Source organism: Arthrobacter zhaoguopingii (genome assembly GCF_009828605.1).
Lineage (GTDB): Bacteria > Actinomycetota > Actinomycetes > Actinomycetales > Micrococcaceae > Arthrobacter_D > Arthrobacter_D zhaoguopingii.
Window position 1 is genome coordinate 197,082 of record NZ_WIAE01000003.1, and the last position, 21,989, is coordinate 219,070.

At 68.9% G+C, this 21,989-nt stretch carries 21 protein-coding genes; 9 read left to right on the forward strand and 12 right to left on the reverse strand.

The genetic code is table 11. The features are described from left to right. Nucleotides 1–10 precede the first annotated feature (10 nt). Nucleotides 11–823, reverse strand: coding sequence for a spermidine synthase (locus GVV77_RS06085; protein WP_159617260.1), 813 nt, complete (start codon nucleotides 821–823; stop codon nucleotides 11–13). Further along, nucleotides 823–1,161 carry a thiamine-binding protein gene (locus GVV77_RS06090; protein ID WP_159617261.1) on the reverse strand — a complete coding sequence of 113 codons (339 nt, stop codon included), beginning with the start codon at nucleotides 1,159–1,161 and terminating at the stop codon, nucleotides 823–825. Before GVV77_RS06090 ends, GVV77_RS06085 begins: the two co-directional genes overlap by 1 nt. Before the next feature lie 93 nt (nucleotides 1,162–1,254). Between GVV77_RS06090 and pta the strand changes: the two genes are divergently transcribed. Both pta and GVV77_RS06100 read left to right on the forward strand, forming a co-directional pair. Continuing rightward, entirely contained in the window at nucleotides 1,255–3,381 is a 2,127-nt protein-coding gene (gene pta, locus GVV77_RS06095) for a phosphate acetyltransferase (protein ID WP_159617262.1), read from the forward strand. Beyond that, nucleotides 3,378–4,514, forward strand: coding sequence for an acetate/propionate family kinase (locus GVV77_RS06100; protein ID WP_159617263.1), 1,137 nt, complete (start codon nucleotides 3,378–3,380; stop codon nucleotides 4,512–4,514). Before pta ends, GVV77_RS06100 begins: the two co-directional genes overlap by 4 nt. An 83-nt stretch (nucleotides 4,515–4,597) precedes the next feature. Here GVV77_RS06100 and GVV77_RS06105 read toward each other — a convergent pair whose 3' ends face one another. Next, on the reverse strand, nucleotides 4,598–4,909 hold the full coding sequence (locus tag GVV77_RS06105) for an AzlD domain-containing protein (protein ID WP_159617264.1): 312 nt from the start codon (nucleotides 4,907–4,909) through the stop codon (nucleotides 4,598–4,600). Continuing rightward, a complete protein-coding gene (locus tag GVV77_RS06110) occupies nucleotides 4,909–5,637 on the reverse strand; it encodes an AzlC family ABC transporter permease (RefSeq protein ID WP_159617289.1) in 729 nt (242 codons plus the stop codon). Before GVV77_RS06110 ends, GVV77_RS06105 begins: the two co-directional genes overlap by 1 nt. Nucleotides 5,638–5,747: 110 nt before the next feature. On the opposite strand from GVV77_RS06110, the gene GVV77_RS06115 reads away from it, so the two are divergent. Next, complete coding sequence (locus GVV77_RS06115) at nucleotides 5,748–6,923, forward strand: zinc-dependent alcohol dehydrogenase (protein WP_159617265.1); 1,176 nt, start codon at nucleotides 5,748–5,750, stop codon at nucleotides 6,921–6,923. Here the strand turns inward: GVV77_RS06115 and GVV77_RS06120 are convergent. Further along, the gene (locus GVV77_RS06120; protein ID WP_159617266.1) at nucleotides 6,901–8,736 is read right to left on the reverse strand and encodes a glycoside hydrolase family 15 protein; all 1,836 of its coding nucleotides are present in this window, start codon (nucleotides 8,734–8,736) and stop codon (nucleotides 6,901–6,903) included. The two genes, GVV77_RS06115 and GVV77_RS06120, sit on opposite strands and share 23 nt — an antisense overlap. A 36-nt stretch (nucleotides 8,737–8,772) precedes the next feature. After that, a complete protein-coding gene (locus GVV77_RS06125; RefSeq protein ID WP_159617267.1) occupies nucleotides 8,773–9,642 on the reverse strand; it encodes a glycerophosphodiester phosphodiesterase in 870 nt (289 codons plus the stop codon). Nucleotides 9,643–9,804: 162 nt separating this feature from the next. On the opposite strand from GVV77_RS06125, the gene GVV77_RS06130 reads away from it, so the two are divergent. After that, the gene (locus GVV77_RS06130) at nucleotides 9,805–11,010 is read left to right on the forward strand and encodes a DUF445 domain-containing protein (RefSeq protein ID WP_159617290.1); all 1,206 of its coding nucleotides are present in this window, start codon (nucleotides 9,805–9,807) and stop codon (nucleotides 11,008–11,010) included. Nucleotides 11,011–11,205: 195 nt separating this feature from the next. Here GVV77_RS06130 and GVV77_RS06135 read toward each other — a convergent pair whose 3' ends face one another. Then, entirely contained in the window at nucleotides 11,206–11,964 is a 759-nt protein-coding gene (locus tag GVV77_RS06135) for a hypothetical protein (RefSeq protein WP_246199668.1), read from the reverse strand. 293 nt (nucleotides 11,965–12,257) lie between these two features. Beyond that, nucleotides 12,258–12,524, reverse strand: a complete 267-nt coding sequence (locus GVV77_RS06140; RefSeq protein ID WP_159617269.1) for a GlsB/YeaQ/YmgE family stress response membrane protein — start codon at nucleotides 12,522–12,524, stop codon at nucleotides 12,258–12,260. Nucleotides 12,525–12,864: 340 nt separating this feature from the next. Here GVV77_RS06140 and GVV77_RS06145 point away from each other — a divergent pair, with 340 nt between their 5' ends. From GVV77_RS06145 to GVV77_RS06165, 5 genes are all read left to right on the forward strand, one after another. Beyond that, nucleotides 12,865–13,116, forward strand: coding sequence for a DUF6458 family protein (locus tag GVV77_RS06145; RefSeq protein ID WP_159617270.1), 252 nt, complete (start codon nucleotides 12,865–12,867; stop codon nucleotides 13,114–13,116). Between the two features lie 228 nt (nucleotides 13,117–13,344). Then, entirely contained in the window at nucleotides 13,345–14,112 is a 768-nt protein-coding gene (locus tag GVV77_RS06150; protein WP_159617271.1) for a DeoR/GlpR family DNA-binding transcription regulator, read from the forward strand. After that, entirely contained in the window at nucleotides 14,109–15,116 is a 1,008-nt protein-coding gene (locus GVV77_RS06155) for a 1-phosphofructokinase family hexose kinase (protein WP_159617272.1), read from the forward strand. The genes GVV77_RS06150 and GVV77_RS06155 overlap by 4 nt, the downstream gene beginning before the upstream one ends. Further along, nucleotides 15,117–17,216 carry a PTS fructose transporter subunit IIABC gene (locus tag GVV77_RS06160; protein WP_159617273.1) on the forward strand — a complete coding sequence of 700 codons (2,100 nt, stop codon included), beginning with the start codon at nucleotides 15,117–15,119 and terminating at the stop codon, nucleotides 17,214–17,216. It begins immediately after the preceding gene. Between the two features lie 157 nt (nucleotides 17,217–17,373). Further along, nucleotides 17,374–17,652 (forward strand): HPr family phosphocarrier protein, encoded by a 279-nt coding sequence (locus tag GVV77_RS06165; RefSeq protein ID WP_120165812.1) that lies wholly within the window; start codon nucleotides 17,374–17,376, stop codon nucleotides 17,650–17,652. Between the two features lie 204 nt (nucleotides 17,653–17,856). Here the strand turns inward: GVV77_RS06165 and GVV77_RS06170 are convergent, their stop codons facing one another. The 4 genes from GVV77_RS06170 to GVV77_RS06185 form a co-directional block, all read right to left on the reverse strand. Next, on the reverse strand, nucleotides 17,857–18,576 hold the full coding sequence (locus GVV77_RS06170; protein WP_159617274.1) for a hypothetical protein: 720 nt from the start codon (nucleotides 18,574–18,576) through the stop codon (nucleotides 17,857–17,859). Continuing rightward, nucleotides 18,573–19,295 carry a hypothetical protein gene (locus GVV77_RS06175; protein WP_159617275.1) on the reverse strand — a complete coding sequence of 241 codons (723 nt, stop codon included), beginning with the start codon at nucleotides 19,293–19,295 and terminating at the stop codon, nucleotides 18,573–18,575. Before GVV77_RS06175 ends, GVV77_RS06170 begins: the two co-directional genes overlap by 4 nt. Nucleotides 19,296–19,673: 378 nt before the next feature. Continuing rightward, nucleotides 19,674–20,963: an endonuclease/exonuclease/phosphatase family protein gene (locus tag GVV77_RS06180; protein WP_159617276.1), complete on the reverse strand. Its 1,290-nt coding sequence runs from the start codon at nucleotides 20,961–20,963 to the stop codon at nucleotides 19,674–19,676. A gap of 212 nt (nucleotides 20,964–21,175) precedes the next feature. Next, on the reverse strand, nucleotides 21,176–21,844 hold the full coding sequence (locus tag GVV77_RS06185; RefSeq protein WP_159617277.1) for a hypothetical protein: 669 nt from the start codon (nucleotides 21,842–21,844) through the stop codon (nucleotides 21,176–21,178). Nucleotides 21,845–21,989: the final 145 nt, after the last annotated feature.

Consider the following 21,989-nt stretch of genomic DNA (forward strand, 5'->3'; position numbering starts at 1 on the left):
GGGCAGGGGGTCAGTCGGTGAGCGGCTGCGCCCCGGCGGCGAAGCGGCGCACCTGGTCGTCGTGCCACAGGTGGGCGGGCACACCGCCGCCGAGCAGCCCGCGGGCCAGCCCGGGGCCCTCACCGAGCGGGCCGTCGCTTCCGGCGATGATCACGTTGCCGTAGCGGCGCCCCTTGAGCATCGCCGGATCGGCGACGATCGCCGTCCTCGCGAAGGCCGAGGCGATGGTGGCTGCCTCCCGGCGCGCCATCTTCAGGTCCGGACCGTCGCCGCAGTTGACCAGGTAGATCCCGTCGGCGGCGAGCACCTTCTTCGCCTCCTGCGTGAACCCAACGGTTGTCAGCGGGTGCGGGGTGCGGCTGCCCGCGAATACGTCGCGGATGATGAGGTCCCGGCTGGCCTCCGACAGGGACCGGGTCACCTCCCGTGCCTCCCCCACCCGAATGCGCACCAGCGGGGCCCTCGGCAGGTCGAACCACTGTCGCACCAGCTCGGCCAGCTTTCCGTCGAGTTCGACGACGACCTGCCGGGCGGCCGGATGCGCCGCGGCGATGTACCGGGGCAGGGAGCACGCGCCGCCGCCCAGGTGCAGCACCCGGAGCCGGTCGGAGGTGCCCCAGCGGGCATCGACAAGCGCCGCGATCCAGCGCATGTACTCGAAGTCAAGACGCAGCGGGTCGTCGAGGTCGATGTGTGAGCTTGGGACTCCGTTGACGCGCAGCACCCAGCCGTTGGTGCTGTAGGGATCGGGCTCGAGTTCGCAGGTGCCGGTGTCGATCGGAAACTCGCCCGCGACCGGCGCCGGCGCCGCCTGACGTGCCATCAGGAGTGGCCCTCGAACTCCTGCATCTCCCCCAGGGCCTTCTCAAGCCGTTCGACCTTGCCGGTGATCTCGCCGGTGTGCCCGGGGCGGATGTCGGCCTTCAGCACCAGCGATACCCTGCTGCCGTACCGGCCGGCGGCCTCGGTGGCGTGCTTGATGACGGTCATCACCTCGTCCCACTCGCCCTCGATCGTCGTGAACATCGAGTCGGTTGAGTTGGGCAGGCCGGACTCGCGCACGACGGCGACGGCGGCGGCAACCGCTTCATGGACGGAGTCGCCTCCGCCCCTTGAGTGCTCGGAGGATCCGGACGGTGCGACTGAGAAGGCGACAAGCATGGTCCAAGTCTCCCAGAAAGCGCCGCCCGCGTCCCGGCCGGACGTGTGGCCTGCGTTATGGCACCCCGGGCGGGTCCCTGACAGGATGGTGAAATGACCCGCGGAATATACGTCAGTGCCATGAACCCAGGCTCCGGGAAGTCCCTCATCTCCCTTGGCCTCGCCGATATGCTCCACCGGCACGCCGACCGGGTCGGTTTCTTCCGGCCGATCGTCGAGGGCGACGACCCCGCCGCGGACCCGATGGTCCAACTGATGCAGCGCAGCTTCAACCTCCCGCCCGAGCGCTCCCGCGGCGGGCTTACCCGCGCCCAGGCCCGCGCGCTGCTGGTGGCCGGCAACCGCGAGGAGATTGACACCGCGTGCGTGGCGATCTACAGCGAGATCGCCAGCCGGTGCGACGTCGTCATCGTCGAGGGCACCGACCTCGGCGGCCATGACGCCGCGGTGGAGTTCGACCTGAACGCCCGCCTCGCCAACAACCTCGGGGCGATGGTGCTGGCCGTGGTCAGCGCCAAGGAGATGTCCGTTGCCGAGGCGGCCGACGCCGTCGACGTCGCCAGGCAGGAACTCGACGAGGCCAAGGTTTCGCTGCTGGCCATGATGGTGAACCGCGCCCCCGACGAGGCGGTTGAGGGCATCCGCGCCGAGGTCCGGCCGGGCCGCTCCGGACGGCCCGTCTATGTCATTCCCGAACTGCCCGAAATCGCCCGGCCGACCATCTCGGAGGTGGCCGCGGAGCTGGGGGCGAAGCAGATCGCCGGAAGCACGAACCTGGAGCGGGACGTGCTCTCCGTCCGGGTCGCCGCGATGAACGTGGGCAACTTCCTGCACCTGCTCACCGATGGCGCCCTCGTCATCGTTCCCGGCGACCGGGCCGACGTGCTGGCCGCGACGCTCGCCTCCTCCTTCTCGCCCGAGTTCCCCGTGCCCTCCGGGCTCGTCCTCACGGGCGGCCTGGAGCCGGACCCCCACCTGCTGCCCCTCCTGGCCCAGGCACCCTTCCCCGTGTTTGCCCTCGATGACGACACTTACACCGCCGCCCAGCGGGTCGGCGGGGTGCGCGGGGAAATCGCCACGGGGCTCCGCCGGAAGTCGGCCGCCGCGCTTGGCGCGTGGTCGCGGCAGGTTGACGAGCAGGAACTGCTCGAACGCCTCGCGCTTCCGCGCGCCATCTCCATGACCCCGCTGCGGTTCCTTCACGAGCTCATCCAGCGGGCGCGCTCCCAGCGCCGCTCCATCGTGCTGCCCGAAGGAACCGATATCCGGATCCTTCGCGCTGCGGAAATCCTGCACCGCCGGGACGTGTGCGACCTGACCATCCTCGGCCCCGAATCGCAGGTTCGGGAACTCGCTGCGGGACAGGGCGTCGACCTCACGGGCATCACCCTGATCGATCCCGAGACCTCGGAGCTGCGCGAGGAGTTCGCCGCCGAGTACGCCCGCCTCCGCGCGCACAAGAACGTCACCATCGAGACCGCGCGGGAACGCATGCTCGACGGAGCATATTTCGGAACGATGATGGTCCAGCTCGGCAATGTCGACGGCATGGTCTCCGGCGCTGCACACACCACGGCCAACACCATCCGGCCGGCGCTCGAGTTCGTCAAGACGCGCGAGGGCGCGCGGATCGTCTCCTCTGTCTTCCTCATGCTGCTCTCCGACCGCGTGCTCGTCTACGGCGACTGCGCGGTGAACCCTGAACCGAACGAGGAGCAGCTCGCGGATATCGCCTCCGCTTCGGCCGACACCGCCGCGCAGTTCGGCGTCGAGCCGCGCGTGGCGATGCTCTCCTATTCGACCGGGGAGTCGGGCTACGGCGGGGCCGTCGACGAGGTCCGCCGCGCCACCGAAATCGTGAGGGCGCTCCGGCCCGAGCTGCCGGTCGAGGGCCCGATCCAGTACGACGCCGCCGTGGATGCCTCGGTCGCGGCGTCGAAGCTCCCGGGCTCATCGGTGGCGGGCCAGGCGACGGTCTTCATCTTTCCGGACCTCAACACCGGCAACAACACCTATAAGGCCGTCCAGCAGTCGGCCGGCGCGGTCGCCGTCGGGCCGGTGCTCCAGGGCCTCCGCAAGCCCGTCAACGACCTCTCCCGCGGGTGCACCGTTGAGGACATCGTCAACACGGTCGCCATCACCGCGGTGCAGGCGCAGCAGGCACCTCCCGCCTCGGCCTCCCTGGCAACCGCATCAACCCCAGGAAAGCAGCAGGCATGATCATCCTCGTCATCAACTCCGGCTCGTCGTCCCTCAAATACCAGGTGCGCGAGGGCGACGACGTCCTGGCGCAGGGGCTGATCGAAAGCATCGGCGAGGAATGGGTTCCCGACCACGCCGCAGCGATCGAACACTTCGACACCGAACTCGCGGTCATCCTGCAGGGGAAGACCATCGACGCCGTGGGGCACCGCGTGGTCCACGGCGGCGAGCGCTTCGGGGAACCGGTGCTCATCACCCCGGAGATCATCCGCGCCATCGAGCGCCTCAACCCGCTGGCGCCGCTCCACAACCCGGCCAATGTGCTGGGGATCCGGGCAGTCGCCGAAAAGTGGCCCGGCATCCCGCAGGTGGCCGTGTTCGACACCGCGTTCCACCGGACCCTGCCGGAGCGGGCCTGGCGCTACGCGGTGCCCGACGAGCTCTACACGAAACACGGGATCCGGCGCTACGGCTTCCACGGGACCTCCCATGACTACGTCACCGGGAAGGCCGCCGAATTCCTTGGCACTCCGCGCGAAAACTTTGATGCCGTGATCGCGCATCTGGGCAACGGCGCATCGGTGACGGCCGTACGCGGAGGCCGGAGCATTGACACTTCGATGGGCTTCACCCCGCTCGAGGGACTGGTGATGGGCACCCGTTCGGGTGACATCGACCCGTCGATCCTGCTGTTCCTCGCCCGCGAGGGCTACTCCCCCGAAGACCTCGATACCCTGCTGAACCGCGAATCGGGGCTGCGCGGGCTGGCGGGCACCAATGACATGCGTTCGGTGGAGAAGGCCGCCGACGGCGGGGACAGGGCGGCGCAGCTCGCCCTTGAGATCGCCGCCTACCGCCTCGCGAAATACATCGGCGGCTACCACGTGGCGGTCGGCGGAGCGCATGCCCTGGTGTTCACCGCGGGGATCGGCGAAAATTCCTCGTCCTTCCGTTCGCTGGTGGCGGGCCAGCTCACCGCGCTCGGCATCGAACTCGACCCTGAACTCAACGAGCCGCGCGGGTCGTCGGCGCGCGTCGTCAGCACCGCGGGATCGGCGATGCCCGTGCTGGTGGTCCCCACCGACGAGGAGGCTGCAATCGCCGAGGCAACAGCCGCCACCGTCGGTGCCGCCACCGCTGCGGGCAGCTAAGCGCGCTGCCCTGCGGCGCCACCCGCCGGACACCGGACAGCGCCAAACAGGCGCACAGGCCAGCGGGCCTCAAGGCGGGCGCGTCAGGGCAGGCCGGCCATCCGCGCCGCTGCCGCGGCGAGCGCCCCGGCAGCCACCACGACGAGGAACGGAGCCTGGAGCCAGAGGGCGACGGCGGCCGCCGCGGCCGCGGCGAGCCGCGCATCAGGCACGAGGGCACTGCCCGAGGACACCGTGGTGACGACAGTCAACGAGGTCAGCAGCCCCACGGTGAGCGCCCCCGCGGCGCGCAGCATGCGTGGGTTGCCGAGGACCCGGGCGGGCACGAGGTAACCGGCAAGCTTGGTCGCGAAGGATATGCAGCCGGCGGCCAGAATCCAGAACCACAGGACCATCAGGCACCCCCGTCCCGGCCGGGCTGAGGTCCCGGCCGCCGGTCCGCCGCGGCTTCCGGGGAGCGCGGAGGCGTCCGGCGCAGGCCGAGGACAGCGGCCACCACGGCTGCGCACAGGATGGGAACCCCCGGCGGGGCCAGGGGCACGGCAACGACCGTCACCACGGCGCAGGCCACCGCGATGGCCCCGGCCTCCCGGGACCGCAGCCGCGGCCACAACAGCCCGAGGAAGGCGGCCACCGCGGCGCCGTCGAGCCCCCACTGCCGCGGATCGCCCACCGCACCACCAAGCAGGGCCCCCACGAGGGTGAAGACGTTCCAGAGCACGAATACGCCGATGCCGGCGGTCCAGAAACCGCGCTTCGCCTCCTGGAGTTCGCTCTGGGCGGTGGCCGTGGCGACCGATTCGTCGATGGTGAGCTGCGCGGCCGCGGCCTTCCGCCAGCCCCGCGGCCGCAGCAGGAAATTGAGCTGCATCCCATACACGCCGTTGCGCAGTCCGAGCAGCGCAGCGGCCGACAATGCCGACAGTCCGCTGCCCCCGCCGGCCACGACGCCGATGAAGGCGAACTGCGAGCCCCCGCTGAACATCAGCAGGCTCAGGGCCGCCGTCTGGGCGAGGCTGAGGCCGGAGGCGGCGGACAGCGCCCCGAAGGAGATGCCGTAGAGGCCGGTGGCGACGGCGACCGAGAGGCCCACGCGGACGGCGGGTGAGGCGAGGAGTTCCACCGAATCAGGGTAGTAGGTGCGGCCCGCCTTCTCCCACCCGGGCTTTGCTTTCTGGCCGGTCCGGTGAATAGTAGGAAAAGACAGCACCCTTACTACCTTTGGAGGCAGCCGTGAAAGCAGTGACCTGGCAGGGCCGGCGGAAGATCAGCGTTGAGGAAGTCCCGGACCCGATCCTTCAGGAGCCGACGGATGCGATCGTGAGGATCACCTCCACCGCCATCTGCGGCTCCGACCTCCACCTCTATGAGGTCCTCGGCCCGTACATGTCCCGGGGGGACATCCTGGGCCACGAGCCGATGGGCATCGTCGAGGAGGTCGGCAGCGAGGTCACGAACCTGGCGCCCGGGGACCGCGTCGTCATTCCCTTCAACATCTCCTGCGGCCACTGCACGATGTGCCGCAGCGGGCTGCAGTCCCAGTGCGAGACCACCCAGGTCCGCGAGAAGGGCACCGGGGCGAGCCTCTTCGGCTTTTCCTCCCTGTACGGCTCGGTGCCGGGCGGCCAGGCCCAGTTCCTGAGGGTTCCGCACGCCAACTACGGACCCATTAAGGTGGGATCCGAGCTTCCCGACGAGCGCTACCTCTACCTCTCCGACATCCTCCCCACGGCGTGGCAGGGGGTGAAGTACGCCGATGTTCCCGAGGGCGGAACCCTCGCTGTGTACGGGCTCGGCCCGGTGGGCCAGTTCGCCGCGCGCATCGGCAGGCACCTCGGGTACCGCGTGATCGGGATCGAACCGGTCGCCGAACGCCGGGCGATGGCCCAGCGCCACGGCATCGAGACCCTCGACTTCTCAAAGAACCTGGGCGAGGAACTGCGCAGCATGACCGGAGGGCGCGGGCCCGACTCGGTGGTCGACGCCGTCGGGATGGAGGCTCACGGCTCCCCCGCCGGTGCGTTCGCCCAAAACGCCGTCGGCCTGCTGCCGGACGCCCTGGCCCGCAAGGCCGTCGAAACGGCGGGGGTGGACCGCCTGAGCGTCCTGCACTCGGCCATCGATTCGGTGCGCCGGGGCGGAACCGTCTCCCTCAGCGGAGTGTACGGCGGCAACGCGAACCCGATGCCGCTGTTCACCATGTTCGACAAGCAGCTCCAGCTCCGGATGGGCCAGTGCAATGTCCGCCGCTGGACCGAGGACCTGCTCCCCCTCGTCGAGGACCCCGCCGACCCCCTTGGTGTCACCGACCTGATGACCCACGAGGTGTCGATCGACGAGGCCCCGGAGGCCTACCTCAACTTCCAAAAAAAGCAGGACGGGTGCATCAAGGTTGTTCTAAAGCCGTAACCCCGAGGGCGCCGGCCAGGGAGGACGGCTGCAGGGCGGCGGCGTAGTGGATCGCGTCGGCGGCCCGCACCAGTGTCAGATGGGAGAACGCCTGCGGGTAGTTTCCGACCATGGTGCGGGCCTCGGCGTCGTACTCCTCCGAGAGCAGCCCCAGTTCGTTGGCGAAACCGATCAGCCGGTCCATAAGGGCCCGCGCCTCCTCCTCGCGCCCGCTGCGGGCGTACTGCTCAACCAGCCAGAAGGAGCAGGCAAGGAAGGGGTGCTCGCCGGGCTCAAGCCCGTCGTCGGACTCGTCGGTGCGGTAGCGCAGCAGCAGCCCCTCATCGGTGAGAAGGTTCTTCTCAAGCGCCGCCACCGTCCCGAGCATCTTCGGGTCGTCATAGGCGAGGAAGCCCACCTGCGGCAGCTGGAGCAGCGACGCGTCGAGCTGCTCCTCGCCGTAGGCCTGCGTGAACGAGTTGAGTTCCTCGTTGAAGCCGCGCTCCATCACCTCGGCGTGCAGCTCGTCGCGCAGGGCAACCCACTGCTCAAGCGGGCCGTCGAGCCCGTGGTCCTCAACGGCACGCACGGCGCAGTCGAACGCCGCCCACATCATCACCCGGGAGTGGGTGAAGTGCTTGAGGTCCCCGCGCATCTCCCAGATGCCGTGGTCCTTGTCGTGGAGGTGGTTCTCGGCGAAACCGAGAAGTGCGCGCTGCAGCGGCCAGGAAAAGTGGTCCTCGGTCACGCCGTAGCAGCGGAGCTTCTCGAGGGCCACGATCACCTCGCCGACGACGTCGGCCTGGTACTGGTTGACCGCGCCGTTGCCGATGCGCACCGGCAGGGAGTCCCGGTACCCGGGCAGGTGGGAAAGGATGGTCTCGGGAAGCCTCCGCTCCCCGGCCAGACCGTACATGATCTGGAGGTCCTCGGGATCCCCGGCCACAGCGCGGAGGAGCCAGTTCCGCCACTCGAGCGCTTCCTCCTGATAGCCGTGGGTCATCATCGCCTCAAGGGTCAGGGCCGCATCCCGGAGCCAGCAGAAGCGGTAGTCCCAGTTGCGTGCGCCGCCGAAGTGCTCGGGCAGCGAGGTGGTCGGCGCCGCGACGATCCCGCCGGTGTCCTCATGGGTCAGGGCCCGGAGCACCAGCAGCGACCGCTTGACCGTGTCGTCGTACTCGCCCTGCGGCTCGTAGTTCGACGCCCAGGCCTGCCAGTAGGCGATGGTGCTCTCAAGGCAGGGCGCGGCCTCCTGGCTGCGGGGTGCGGTGCGGTGCGAAGGGAACCACGCCAGCTCGATGTCCAGGCGCTGGCCCGCCGTGACCGTCAGCGTCCCCTCGTGGCGGTGACCCTTGGGCCTGAGGGGGTTCCCCCGGTGCATCAGGGCGTTGGGGCCGGCGATCGCCAGCAGCATGGGGCCGTCGTCGTCGTGGGCCTTGCGCACCCACGGCACCACGTCGCCGTACTCGAAACGCAGCTGAAGCTCCTCGCGCATCGTGACGCTCCCGCTGATTCCCTCGACCCGCCGCACCAGGGACGCGCGGCGGTCCTCCACCGGCATGAAGTCAGTGACCAGGACCTCCCCGGTGCTGGTCCGCCAACGCGTCTGCAGCACGAAGGTGGAATCGATGTACGCACGCCCGATCACCTCCGCCTCCTCCTCGACGGGGGCCAGCAGCCAGCGGCCGTGGTCTTCGGTGCCCAGCAGCTTGGTGAAGACGGACGGGGAATCGAAGCGGGGAAAGCAAAGCCAGTCGACGCTGCCCCGGCGCGATATCAACGCGCCGGTGTGAAGGTCCGATACCAGTGCGTAGTCCTCAATAGGCGAGTGCATGCATTAACTCAACCACAAAGCGGAGGGGTGGGAGTCCTATCCACCGGAGGAAATTGCAAAGAACGAGCGCATTTCCGCTGGATAGTCGGTGGTGACTTCCTGAACCCCCAGCCCCGCCACCAGCTCGGCGTCCTCCTGCGTATTGACCGTCCACACCCGCACCCGGACGCCCTCCGACACCCACCGGCGCACGATGTCCTGGTGCGCCCTCACATAGGCCACGCCCGGCCCTGCTATCCCGACGGTGTGGGCGTCGATCAGCGCCTCGCCCTCGTCGATGGCACGCCGCATCAGGTTGATCACGGCGCCTGAGGTGATCGAGCCGAAACTCAGCGCCTCCCGCACCTCCTCGGGCTCCACATCGGCCACCAGCTGGCACAGGGCGTGCGCCGGGGCGATCTCTCCGAGCTGGTGCATCGAGTCGGGGTTGAAGCTCATAAAGCTGATGGTGAGGTTGCCGAGGGTTGAACTCTCCGGATCCCATCCCTCGTCGAGGAGGAACGCGACAAGCTCGGCTTCGAGGTGCAGGCCGAAGGGGCTCGGGTGCTTGAGCTCGATGGCCAGGGCGATGCTCCGCCCGGCGGACCGCAGCAGCCGCAGGAGGTCGGCCAGGGTCAGCAGCTGGTTCCGGGGCCCCCCCAACTCGGCCGGAACCCGAGCCCCCTTCCACGAGGAGAAGTCGAGCTCCCGAAGCTGGGCCAGGGTGTAGTCGGCGACGTTGCCCGAGCCGTTCGAGGTCCGCTCGAGTGTCGGATCGTGGATGCAGACGAGCTGCTCGTCGCGGGTCAGATGCACGTCGCACTCGACGCCGTCGGCGCCGTCGGCGAGGGCCTGGAGGTAGGCGGCACGGGTGTGCTCGGCGTAGATGCCGCTCGCACCCCGGTGGGCGAAGATCTGTGGACTCATGCTGGACCCTACTCTCGGTTATTTCCCGGAAGCCGAACCTTCCCCCGATTACGGTACGCGATGGACACGCCGGCAGGGACACCGGGCGGCCGCGCTCGATAGACTGGGCTGGTGAATGTAACGCCGGGCACCGATGAGGAACGAGCCGCAGCGCTGCGCCGAATGAAGGTCCTGGCCACCGCCCTGCTCGGGGTGCTCGCCGTGATCTTCGTTGTCGCGTTTGCGCTCCAGGATCGCTATCCGTGGCTTCAATATGTGCGCGCGGCTGCCGAAGGCGGCATGGTCGGCGCCCTTGCGGACTGGTTCGCAGTCACGGCGCTCTTCAAGCACCCGATGGGGCTGAAGATTCCCCATACGGCGATCATTCCGCGGAAAAAGGACCAGATCGGCGAATCCCTCGGGCAGTTCGTCGAGGAAAATTTTCTTTCCGAGGCCGTGGTGCGGGCGAAACTCGACTCTGCCCGGATTGCGGAGAAGGCCGGCAACTGGCTTGCCCGCCCCGAGAGCGCCGACCGCGTCGCCGTCGAAGGTGCGGCACTGATCCGCGGCGCGTTCACCGTCCTCAACGACGAAGCGGTCCAGGGCGTCATCGAGTCAATGGTGCGCAAGCACGTGCTGGCTCCGCCGTGGGGCCCTCCGGTTGGAAGAATCGCAGAGCGGCTGTTCCGGGAGGGGCACCACCACCGCCTCGTTGACCTGCTGGTGGACCGGGCTGCCGACTGGGTGGATGCCAACTACGCCGTCGTGACCCGGGTCGTGGCCCAGCGCTCGCCCACCTGGGTGCCGCGCCTCGTCGACGGCGTGGTGGGAGACCGCGTCTATGCCGAGCTGTCGAAGTTCATCCGCGCGGTCCAGGACGACCAGCACCACGATGTCCGCATCGCCCTCGACAAATACCTCAAAGACCTCGCCCAGGACCTGCAGTACAGCCCCGAGACAATCGCCAAGGCCGAGGAGATCAAGGGCCAGCTCCTTGACGACCCCCGCGTGCGCGACCTGACCGCCCGCACCTGGGCCACCATCAAGAGTGCCCTGCTGGAGGCGGTCAGCGATCCGCAGAGCGAACTGACGCAGAACTTCAAGGCCGCGGTGCGGGACTTCGGCGGCCGGCTCGCCAGCGACCCGGAACTGGCGGCGAAGGTGAACCGGTGGATCTCCGACGGTGCAGCCTACGCAGTGCGCACCTACCGCAGCGAAATTGCAGGCGTGATCTCCGAGACGGTGGGGCGCTGGGATGCCGAGGAAACCTCACGGAAAATTGAGCTTCAGGTCGGCAAGGATCTCCAGTTCATCCGCATCAACGGCACCGTTGTTGGCTCCCTGGCGGGACTCGCCATCTTCTCGGTCGCCCACGCGGTCTTCGGCTGACAATCCCGGCCACTGACGATGTCGGCGGCCGACGGTCCGGGCGGGCGGTTCCCGGCGGCACGCGGCCGGCCCGCTCACGACCCGGATCCGCCCCTGTCGGACCCCCCACTGCCGGACCCCCCACTGCCGGACCCGCCCCTGCCGGCCAGCGCCCGCTCCTCTATCCCTGGAGCAGGCGACGGCCGGCGAGCGTCCTTAGGACCCGGACCCGGTCGAGGGTTTCTCCGGCGCGGCATCCAGGGTGTTCGCAAGGTCGCCCGGAACCACCAGCGGCGGCGGCCCGAACGCGGTCCGGGTGGCGTTGATGACTGCCTTGCCCATCGCATGGTTCCCCGCCCCACCGATCGCGGCGCCAACACCGAAGGGGAGCGCGCGGCCGAGGAGGGCGCCACCCTGCCGGGCGAGCATCCGGCGGATAAACCGGCGTCGGATGCTCGCGCTCAGGGCGCGGACGAGGGAGGCCGGCGCGGCGCTGCCCACGGCGTTCCCCCAGGGCTGCTGCCCGGAGGACACCGATGAACCGCCCAGCCCTGATTGGATAAGTGCCATCCCCTCCTCACCCATCAGGATGGCCATCACCATGGTGCGCGACCGCTCCGGATCGTCGGTGTGGATGCCGTGCAGTTCCGCGATCGACTGGGCGTAGAGCGCGGTTGCCTCAAGGAACCCCACTGTGGCGGCGGCCGACAGGCCCAGGGAGGCGATGGTGCCGACGGCCGGCACCGCCGCCGTCGCGCCCACCGCGGCACCGGCGACCGTGATGGCCCGCAGATAGTCGCGTTCGAGGAGTTCGGCGAGTTCGGCGGGTGGAGCCGCCGGGTAGCGGCGGCGCACGCGCCGCAGGTTGGCCAGGACCAACGGGCGCTGGACGTCGATCGCCCGTTCGATGCCGCGGTAGATCCCGGGCTTGGGGTTACCGTCCTTATCGAAGAGGGCGCTGCTTGCGGCTTTCACGGCCGGATTCGACCGGCCGATGTTCGGTGGATTCACTCGCTGGAGTTCCTTTCACAACCGGCCATCCGGTGGGGATGGCGTGCATTCAGTCTAGGACCGGACCGTTGACGGCGGTGCGGGAAAATCATGGCCCGGCCTGGAGCCGCACCGGAGGAAAGACGCCCGACGAAAACGGCCTCACGCCCCCTGCCCGACGGCGGCCGGACACGGAAAAGGCGCCGCCGGGTAACCGGCGGCGCCTCCACTTCAGCTGTTCCCCCAGGTTCAGCCGGCACCCAGTGGGTGCATCCGGGTTATGCGCGTGAGCGGTTCTTCGTCACGGCACCGTAGATGAGCAGCACGATGAGCGCGCCGCCGATGGCGAGCAGCCAGCTGGAGAGGTCGAAGAAGCCGTCAATGCCCGTTCCGAAGAGCGCGCTGCCGATCAGGCCGCCAAGGATCGCACCGACAACTCCGAGGACGAGGGTGATGACCCAGCCGCCGCCCTGACGCCCCGGCAGGATCAGCTTGGCGATTGCGCCGGCGATCAGGCCGAGAAGAAGAAAACCTAGAATACCCATGAGATGCTCCTTTGAGTGATGGCCATCCGCCGAAGCGAATAACTCAACTGATAAATCCGATGCACCGGAGTGCAACTTTTAAACACTCTACTTCATCAGCATGCTTACCGTTCAATCCTACCATCAGCAAAGTCAGACTATTCTCTCCCGCCGCGCTCCCGCAACGGATTCACCGGCGCAGGGCGTGACGGGGCGCCCCGGCCCAAATGCCGCGGGAAATGCCCGGATGCGAAGTATGCTGAGCACCACCTCGTCGTCAAGCGGCGATTTGGCATCCTTCGGAGCCGCCCCGGGAAATCGGGGCAGTTCATCGCGCAATTCCAATCAAGGAGTAATGGCCATGAGAATCGGATCCTCAATAGCTTTGATCGCGATCGGGGCAATTCTTGCTTTTGCCGTCGCCGACATCGTGAGCTTCATCGACCTCCGGCTCGTCGGGTACATCCTCATGGGCGTCGGACTCCTCGGCCTGATCATCTCGCTCTTCCTCAACGCGCCGCGCAGCCAGCGGCGGGTCTCGGAGTCCCGCTCGCTGCATGACCCGGGCACGGGCGAGACCGTCACCCGCAACGAGACCCGGGACGGCCTGTAGCACCCAGGGATCGAACTGCTTCTGAACCTCCACAGGACAATTCTCGATAGAACGACGGGCCGGGGCGCATACGCCCCGGCCCGTCGCATGTCCTCCACCTGTGAATTTGTGGGGGTTCCGGAAAAACCCTTGCTCTTCGGGCAAGGGTGCAGATAAACTCACATAAACACAGACCGGCGGTGGGGACCCACGGTTGCTCCCCCCGATCGGCTGGACAACGGAGTCGCCATGTTCGCTGAAGAACGCCACCGCCAGATCAGCACCCTCGTACGCACCGAAGGCCGCGTGAGTGTCACCGACCTCTCCGAGCGGTTCAGCATCACCGCCGAAACCGTGAGGCGCGACCTGGCCCTGCTGGAGAAGGACGGGGTCCTGCGCCGGGTGCACGGCGGCGCCGTCGCTCGGGACTCCGCAAGCACCCGGGAATCAAGTATTGAGAGCCGTCAGTCCCAGTACCGCGCAGAGAAGCAGCGGATCGCCAAGGCCGCCTTGGATATGGTTCCCTCGACCGGATCGGTGATCCTTGACGCCGGCACCACGACCGGGGCACTGGCCGCCCTGCTCGCCACCGAGTCGCGTACCGACCTCACCGTCATCACCCACTCGGTTCCGATCGCCCACCTCATCAGCGGCTCCTCCGTCCACCTCGAACTGATCGGCGGCCGGGTCCGGGCGCTCACCAGCGCCGGGGTGGGCAGCAGCGCCGTCGCCGCATTCTCCCGGCTGCGTGCCGACGTTGCCTTCATCGGAGCCAACGGCGTGGCGGAGCACTTCGGCCTCAGCACCCCTGACACCGACGAGGCCGCCGTCAAAACCGCCATCGTCCGCTCGGCCCGCAGGGTGGTCCTGCTCGCCGATTCGTCAAAGTTCGGCGAGGAATCCCTCGTCAGCTTCGCTGCCCTGGAGGAGATCGATGCTGTCATCACTGACTCAACACCCGGGGGCGCCCTGGCCGCCGCCCTCGCACGCGCGCAGGTCGAGGTGGTAAGCGCATGATCATCACCCTGACCGCCAATCCCAGCATCGACCGCACCGTCGAGCTTCCGCTTGCCCTGACCCGCGGCGAGGTCCACCGCGCAGTCAGCGCCCACCAGGAAGCAGGAGGCAAGGGCGTCAACGTGAGCCGCGCGCTCACGAAATCGGGGGTTCCCTCCCTGGCGCTGCTCCCCGGCGACGAGGGCGATCCCGTGCTCGCCGGGCTGGCCGCGGCGGCCGTCCCCTACCGGAACCTGCCCATCGGTGCGGCACTGCGGACCAACACCGCCCTGACCGAGCCGGACGGCACCACCACCAAGGTCAACGAGCCGGGACCGACACTGAGCCCGGAGCACACTGCGGCCCTGCTCGACCTTGTGGTGACGGCCAGCGCCGGCGCCTCCTGGCTCGTGCTGGCCGGGTCACTGCCGCCGGGCGTGCCTGCCGATTTCTATGCCTCCGCCACCGCTGCGGTGCGGAGCCGGTACGGCGCGGACGCTCCCCGGATCGCCGTCGATTCATCGGGCAGCGCCCTCGCCTCCGCCGCGGCTGGAGCTCCGGACCTGCTCAAACCAAACGCCGAGGAGCTCTCGGAGCTGACCGGCATCGGGGAGGGCACTGACCTTGAAACGGATCTCGAGCTCGCCCTGCAGGCCTGCACCGCCCTGGTCGGCGGTGGGGTGGGTGCGGTGCTCGCAACGCTGGGCTCCCGCGGTGCACTGCTCGTCACGGCCTCGGGCGCCTGGCACGCCCGCCACAGCCCCGTCTCGGCGCGCTCAACCGTCGGTGCCGGAGATTCGGCACTGGCCGGCTACCTGCTCGCCGCCGCCGCCGGAGAAAGCCCCGAAGGCTGCCTCCGCCAAGCCGTTGCCCACGGGTCCGCCGCCGCATCACTGCCGGGCTCCGAAGTTCCGGCCCTCAACCAGACCACCCCGGAGGCCGTCACCCTGACCGCCTTCGCCCCAGCTCTCAACTCCGGCGCACCCGCGCACCAGGCAGCATCGTCTCCAAAGGAGGAAAACTGAATGTCCGATCTCATCACGCCGAGCCTCGTCACTCTCGATTCAAACCTCGGGGCTGACCGCTCGGCGGTCATCCGGTACCTGGCAGAACAGGTCACCGCACAGGGCCGGGCCTCCGGCGCTGACGGCCTCTACGCCGACGCCCTAGCCCGTGAGGAAAAGACCGCGACCGGGATTCCCGGCGGCATTGCGATCCCCCACTGCCGCTCCGGATCGGTCCTCGAGCCCACGCTCGCCATGGCCCGCCTGGCTCCGCCCGTCGATTTCGGCGCGAAGGACGGACCGGCGGACCTCGTGTTCTTCATCGCCGCCCCCGACGGCGCCGATCAGGAGCACCTGAAGCTGCTGTCGAAGCTCGCGCGGTCCCTCATCAAGAAGGACTTCACCGCAGCCCTGAGGAACGCCGGCTCCGAACAGGATGTGGTCGACCTCGTGGAGGGCGCACTGGGCACGGGGAAGGCTCCGGCTGCAGCACCCGTGAGTGCCGCAGCCGGCGCGGCCGCGGGTACCGGAACAGGGTCCGGCGCCCACGCCGCCGGCTTCGCTGCTCCTGGCGGCGCCGAACAGTCGCCTGCCGGTGAACCCCCAGCAGCCGCCAAGGAGGATGGCGAGGTGCGCCGCCTGGTCGCAGTCACCGCCTGCCCAACGGGCATCGCCCACACCTACATGGCGGCCGACTCCCTCGCCGCCGCCGCCAAGGAACGCGGGATCGACCTGCAGGTTGAAACCCAGGGCTCCTCCGGGGCGACGCCGCTTGACCCGGCGGTGATCGCGGCGGCGGACGCCGTCATCTTCGCCGTCGACGTCGACGTCCGGGACAAGCATCGCTTCGCCGGCCTTCCGGTCATCAGCGCCCCGGTCAAGCGTGGCATCGACGAGCCCGGCGAGATGGTCGAGGAGGCCGTCGCAGCGGCCCGGAACCCTTCGGCCCGCCGGGTCGCCGGCGACGCCGGAGGAAACGACGCCGACGCGGACACCAGCAGGGAAGGCATTGGCGGAACGCTGAAGCGGGCGCTGCTCACCGGCGTCAGCTACATGATCCCCTTCGTCGCCGGCGGTGGTCTGCTGATCGCCCTCGGCTTCCTGATCGGCGGCTACGACATCACCGACGTCGCGGACACGGTCGTGCTCGAGAACAGCTTCGGCAACCTACCCGAGGGTGGCCTTGCCACCTACCTCGGGGCCGTGGCGTTCAAGATCGGCCAGCTGTCGCTGGGCTTCCTGATTCCGGCGCTGGCCGGCTACATCGCCTACGCCCTCGCGGACCGCCCCGGCATCGCCCCGGGCTTCGTCGCCGGTGCGGTCGCGGGATTCATGGGCGCCGGCTTCCTCGGCGGCATCGTCGGCGGCCTGCTCGCCGGCTATGTCGCAATGATGATCGGCCGGCTGAGCGTCCCCCGGTGGCTGCGCAGCCTCATGCCGGTGGTCATCATTCCGCTGGTCGCGTCCCTGATCGCCTCGGGTGCCATGTTCCTCATCCTCGGCGGACCGATCGCCGGACTGACCACCGCGTTGAACGACTGGCTGTCCGGGCTGACCGGATCGGCGGCCGTGGTACTCGGAATCATCCTCGGCCTCATGATGGCCATCGACCTCGGCGGGCCCGTCAACAAGGTTGCCTACTCCTTCGCCGTCGCCGGCCTGGGTGCCGCCACCACCGCGAACCAGGCTCCGCTGCAGATCATGGCAGCCGTCATGGCAGCGGGCATGGTGCCGCCGCTGGCTATGGCGCTCGCAACCGTGATCGACCGCCGCAGGTTCTCCCTGGCGGAGCGGGAGAACGGCAAGGCCGCCTGGCTGCTCGGGGCGTCCTTCATCTCCGAAGGTGCCATCCCGTTCGCCGCGGCCGACCCGCTGCGTGTGATCCCCGCCTCCATGGTCGGCGCCGCGGTGACCGGCGCCATGGTAATGGGCCTCGGGGTCACGTCCCAGGCGCCGCACGGCGGATTCTTCGTCTTCTTCGCCATCGGCGGGCTGCAATGGTTCATCCTGTCGATTCTCGTCGGGATGGTCGTCTCGGCCGTCATCGTGGTCGCCCTCAAGCGGCTCCGTGACCGCAAGCTGGACCGCAGCGGCGCCGTCGCCGAACCGGTCGCCGCCTGATCCGCCCGGGCCGCTCCCGGCCGCAGCACGGGAACAAGTTATTCTCCCTGGAGCCGGTTTCGCCGGTTCCGGGGTGGATACCTGCCCCCGAACAGCAGATGATGAAAGACCAGCAGAATCGACGAACAGACCTACCCGCCGAACCGAAGGAAAGACAATGCCAGAACGCAAAGCCACTGTAGCCAGCCGCGTAGGGCTCCACGCCCGCCCCGCGTCCATCTTCGCCGAGGCCGCGGGTGAGGTTCCCGTTGAGGTGACAATTGCGATGGACGGTGATCCCGTCGATGAGGCGATGGACGCCTCGAGCATCCTGTCACTGATGAGCCTTGGGGCTACCCACGGTGACGTTGTCGTCCTGCGCGCCGAAGGTGAAGGGGCGGAGGAGGCCCTTGAATCCCTGGCCAAGATCATCGAGACCGACCACGACGCCGAATAGCTGACGGCTCCGCCCGCGCCGGCGGGCCGGCTGCACACCTGGGTGCGTCCACCCGTTCTGATGGACGCACCCAGGTGTTCTCATAACGATCCGCTGACCCCCCACTGTCAGCGGCAGTTACATATTCATTATTATTTCCTATGAACATGAAACTGTGAACACTCTTCGGCAACGATTGTGCTTCAATCCCCTCCGGGAACTGCGCTAGGCAAGCGGATTGCGCTGTCGAGGCCTGCCGCGGCTCCGGCTGAACCAGATCAGGGTCAGCCCGGACACGACGAGCAGGATCGCCCCGAAGGGCAGGACCACCTCGAAGACCCCGAGGTCGAGGCCCTGGAAAAGCTCGAGGACAGCAAAACCTGCCACCAGGAAGAACCCGGCCGCGAGTAGTGAGCAGGCGAGGCGGTGGGCCGGCCGGGAGCCGCGGCGCAGTGCCCCGGCGGCCGCCGGTACCACCAGGCAGGCGGAAACATACCCCGGGTAGAGCCTGCCAATGTCGGCATACCGCTCGACGGTTTGCTGGCCGTGGTATCGGGCGAGGCCGGTTGAGGACTCGGAAAGGTCGCTCAGGGCGAACAGGACGAGGGTGGCGGCCACAGTGAACAACAGCACCGAAATCCCTACCGGCCCAACAATCAGGGACCGGACCCGCTCCGCGTCGAAAGCGGCGGCCATCCGCAGTCCCAGCAGGACGACGACGGCGTAGAGCGAGAGGCGGATGACCAGGTTCGCCGCATTCCAACCTCCCAGGGCCCCGTCCACCGGCAGGTAGATGGGCGGAAGGGACAGCGCCACGGCGATGGCCATCAGGACGAGGGCGGCGAAGATCATCCGGCCCCTGCCCCGACGCACGCCGGGCAGACGCAGCAGCGCGCCCAGGACGCAAAGCAGCAGGGTCGCCCACTGGATCAGGTGGCCGCTCATCCCAGGTTTTCCCAGATCGCACGATCACGGTTCTCATCAGCGTCCGCTTTCCGAAGCTGCTTGCCGAGGGCATCCAGGCGGTCCCGCGCCAGGAGGACCAGATCGGTGTCCGACAGGGCGTTGAGCGCATCGGCCCGCCCGGTGACGGGCCAGCCGCCCTCGGCGCAGGTGAGCAGGCCCGTCACTACGAGGCCACTGGTGAGGGAGACGCCGGCGATCCGGGACGCCTCGACGGCAAGCCCCGGGCTGAGGCGCCCCGCACTGAGCTGCGCGGAGAGGTTCTGGCGGGCGATGCCCGAACGCTCCGACAGCTGCTGCCTAAGATCACCGGGGTCGATCGCCTCGATCCAGGCGCGCACCGAGTTGCGGTGCGGGAAGGGAACAAGGTCCGACAATCCGTTCCCTGTCCCCTCGCCGCGGGCCACAAGGAGCTTGAGGATGTCCCGGTGGGAGACTTGGCTGAGGAGTTCGGCACTGGTCGGCGCCCGCATCCCCCTGAGGAGGTCGGTGTATCCCTCGAACTGCGCGAGGGCACAGACCGGATCGAGCCCGTAGCCCCGCGCGACCGCGAGCAGGGTGCTGACCGACACTTTTCCACGCACGAGCTGCTGGGCAAGCGTCGAGCGCTTGATGCCTGCCGAGCGGCAGAGGTCGGAGACCGAATCCGTGGGTGCTATCTCCTGGCGCCACAGCTGAAACGCTTTTGCCGTGACTGCCATCCCACCTCCCCCTTGGACATTCGACGATCAGTTCGCAGTATACTTAAACCGCTGGCTCCCCTTTCTGCGATTCCCCCATACGCAGAACGTGGAGCCAGCTTGTCGTTAAACCGGGCCGGTCTGCCCCTAATCCACCCCATGCCCCGCACAGGTCGGATCGGCTTGGTGGGACTTGTGCCAGGACTTGCCGAACGACGCCAGGGCCAGCGGCCAGCGGAGTCGGTTTTGGAGGGCCGGAATCCCGGCTTCGTCCGCTGCTGGGGGTCGTTCGATGTCATGGTGGACCTGGCTCCTCCGGGAAGCGCCGCACAACCTACGGCAGCGTAACTTACGCAAGCGTAGGTTAGCCCGGCCGGCCCAGCAAGACCCTGCGGATTCCTAGCTGCCCCGAACCCTTACGTCGGCGTAGACAAGGCGGTGGTCGCTTGAGGGAAACGGGAAGATTCCGGTCAGGTCGGAGCCGGGGGTTCCCACCCGCGGCCAGAAGACTCCGCTTCGAAGCACCGGCAGGTTCTTCGAGGGCAGCACGTAGTCGACGCGGAGGTTCCCTGCGGACTGGTCCTCGAAGTCGGCGGTGTCGTGCGCCGCGAGACCGCGGTGGCGCGCGTTGGCGCCTCCCTGCAGGGCCGATGCCTCCGCCGCCCCCTCGGAGGAAGGCAGCGGGTCATGCACCAGGCGGTGGATCAGGAGCTGGTCGATCGAGCCCGCGATCGAGTCGCCGTCCAGGGGATCGCTGTTCTGGTCCCCCAGGATGACGAACCGCTCGCCCCCGCTGAGCCCGCCCCACCGGCCCTGGTCGTCGTAGAGGTAGGCTGCCGCCTTCCCGCCTTCGATGTAGTCGGCCCACAACCGGATCTCATCGTTGTTGCGCCTGCCGTTGCGGTCCTCGCGTCCGTCGAAGACCGGAGGCGTGGGGTGACTGGCCAGGATGTGGACCGACTTCCTGCCGATGATCACCGGAACATCCCAGTGCGACTTGCTGGAGAGCCGCACCTGGGCCAGTTCGTCGGCGGAGTACCAGTCCGCTCCACCCGACACCGGGTCCGTGGGAAGCAGGGCGCCGGGCATGTCGCTCCACTTGAAATTTTGAAAGGTGCGGACGTTGGCCCTGTCGATCGGATACTTCGAGTAGAGAACCATGCCGTACTGGCCCTCGAAGGCCCCGTAGCCGAACGCGTCGTCCGGCCCGCCGATGACGCCGTCATTGTTGAGGTCCATACCGCTGGGAACCCCGGTGTTGGACGGTGCTGTGTAGACGTAGGGGTAGGTGATGCCCCGCGCGCCGCCCGTGCCGACCGCGAGGTAGTTGGTGCGGAACAGCTCGGCTGCGCGGTGATCGGGGTCGTAATCGAATTCGTTGAGGAGCACCACGTCGGGTGCGGTGGCCTGAATGATTCCCGCGACCGCCCGCGCCTGGGTGCTCGTGGTGCCGGACAGCTCGCGGACCAGGTCCCCGGGGTTCTGCCGGTTCAGGCTGGCGTTGTACGTTGCGACCCGGACCGGGGAAGTCTCGGTGGCCTTCTCTGCCACCGCTACGTGCGCGGCGGGCTCTGCCGAGACGGGAACCGCGGAGGCTGGAACCGCTGCGGACCCGGTGGCGAAGATTCCACCGGCCGCGACCACTGCGGCAGCCGTCAGCGCTGGAAAGCACCGTCCCAAAAAGCGCATAAGTCCCTTCCGTATCATCCCTGTCCGGTATCAAACCCTACCGGGCAGCGGCCCGGGTGACACCGCCAGGACGATAACGATTTCGAACGGCAGCTTCCGGAAACGGGACCCGGAGCTCCGGGCGAGGGACGGCGCCGGAAGAATCTCCCGGGGGACGGCCCCGCCGGGAATCCGCCCGGCGGTGTCGGGCTCCGCGCCCGGGTGCCGGGCCGTTACGCCTCAGGTGACGGCGCCCCCGGAGGGCCTACGCGTCGCCGCGGGGGCTCCTCCTGCAGCCGCGCGGGCCGCCGCGACGGTTCGACGCCGGCCGCCGCCTCCGCCGCACCCAGGGCCCGCTCCAGTGCCAGGACCGACGCCGCGTAGTCGGCCATCAGGGAACCGGTTCCGGCCACCTGCTCCGGTGCCGGCTCCGGCCCGAGCGCCCGGCGCCGGAGCAGGGCTTCGCGCATGGCGCCAAGCACCCGGCGCGACTCGGGCCCGCGGGTGTCGTTCATTGCCGGGTAGTCAAGGGCCAGTGCCGGGTCGAGCTCGTAGGCCGCCCAGCGGCGCAACACGGCGTCGTGCCGGGCCTCAAGGGAGCGCAGCCGGCCGGAGGCGGCCGCCGTCCTCCGGGTCCCGGCCCGCCGCTGCTCCCTCAGCCCGAGCCAGGCGGACCCCGCGGTGGTCGAGAGAACCGCAGCCGCGGCGGCGGCGCCGCCGGCACCGGCCGGGACCGCCGCGAGGCATCCAGCAACCAGGGCCAGAAGCCACGTAAAGGCCAGCCAGAAGAGCGTATCGGCGTCCGCACGCCGCTTGAGGGCGGCGTCGATGCGCCAGGCGGCACAGCCGGCCAGCGCCGCGATGGCAGCGGCTGCAACGATCAGTGCGGTGGCGTCGGGCATCGGACTACTTTCGCAGGTGCCGTGCGGACCCTCGGCCCGGTGGGCGGTTACCCCTCAATTGCAGACGCACCACGCGCCGGAGTCGGGGGGGGGGGGGGGGGGGGGGGGGGGGGGGGGGGGGGGGGGGGGGGGGGGGGGGGGGGGG

Excerpts from the sequence above, each read along its gene's own strand:
- GVV77_RS06085 (WP_159617260.1), bottom strand. The coding sequence starts at position 823 with ATGGCACGTCAGGCGGCGCCGGCGCCGGTCGCGGGCGAGTTTCCGATC.
- GVV77_RS06090 (WP_159617261.1), bottom strand. The coding sequence starts at position 1,161 with ATGCTTGTCGCCTTCTCAGTCGCACCGTCCGGATCCTCCGAGCACTCA.
- pta (WP_159617262.1), top strand. The coding sequence starts at position 1,255 with ATGACCCGCGGAATATACGTCAGTGCCATGAACCCAGGCTCCGGGAAG.
- GVV77_RS06100 (WP_159617263.1), top strand. The coding sequence starts at position 3,378 with ATGATCATCCTCGTCATCAACTCCGGCTCGTCGTCCCTCAAATACCAG.
- GVV77_RS06105 (WP_159617264.1), bottom strand. The coding sequence starts at position 4,909 with ATGGTCCTGTGGTTCTGGATTCTGGCCGCCGGCTGCATATCCTTCGCG.
- GVV77_RS06120 (WP_159617266.1), bottom strand. The coding sequence starts at position 8,736 with ATGCACTCGCCTATTGAGGACTACGCACTGGTATCGGACCTTCACACC.
- GVV77_RS06125 (WP_159617267.1), bottom strand. The coding sequence starts at position 9,642 with ATGAGTCCACAGATCTTCGCCCACCGGGGTGCGAGCGGCATCTACGCC.
- GVV77_RS06130 (WP_159617290.1), top strand. The coding sequence starts at position 9,805 with ATGAAGGTCCTGGCCACCGCCCTGCTCGGGGTGCTCGCCGTGATCTTC.
- GVV77_RS06140 (WP_159617269.1), bottom strand. The coding sequence starts at position 12,524 with ATGGGTATTCTAGGTTTTCTTCTTCTCGGCCTGATCGCCGGCGCAATC.
- GVV77_RS06145 (WP_159617270.1), top strand. The coding sequence starts at position 12,865 with ATGAGAATCGGATCCTCAATAGCTTTGATCGCGATCGGGGCAATTCTT.
- GVV77_RS06150 (WP_159617271.1), top strand. The coding sequence starts at position 13,345 with ATGTTCGCTGAAGAACGCCACCGCCAGATCAGCACCCTCGTACGCACC.
- GVV77_RS06155 (WP_159617272.1), top strand. The coding sequence starts at position 14,109 with ATGATCATCACCCTGACCGCCAATCCCAGCATCGACCGCACCGTCGAG.
- GVV77_RS06160 (WP_159617273.1), top strand. The coding sequence starts at position 15,117 with ATGTCCGATCTCATCACGCCGAGCCTCGTCACTCTCGATTCAAACCTC.
- GVV77_RS06165 (WP_120165812.1), top strand. The coding sequence starts at position 17,374 with ATGCCAGAACGCAAAGCCACTGTAGCCAGCCGCGTAGGGCTCCACGCC.
- GVV77_RS06170 (WP_159617274.1), bottom strand. The coding sequence starts at position 18,576 with ATGAGCGGCCACCTGATCCAGTGGGCGACCCTGCTGCTTTGCGTCCTG.
- GVV77_RS06175 (WP_159617275.1), bottom strand. The coding sequence starts at position 19,295 with ATGGCAGTCACGGCAAAAGCGTTTCAGCTGTGGCGCCAGGAGATAGCA.
- GVV77_RS06180 (WP_159617276.1), bottom strand. The coding sequence starts at position 20,963 with ATGCGCTTTTTGGGACGGTGCTTTCCAGCGCTGACGGCTGCCGCAGTG.
- GVV77_RS06185 (WP_159617277.1), bottom strand. The coding sequence starts at position 21,844 with ATGCCCGACGCCACCGCACTGATCGTTGCAGCCGCTGCCATCGCGGCG.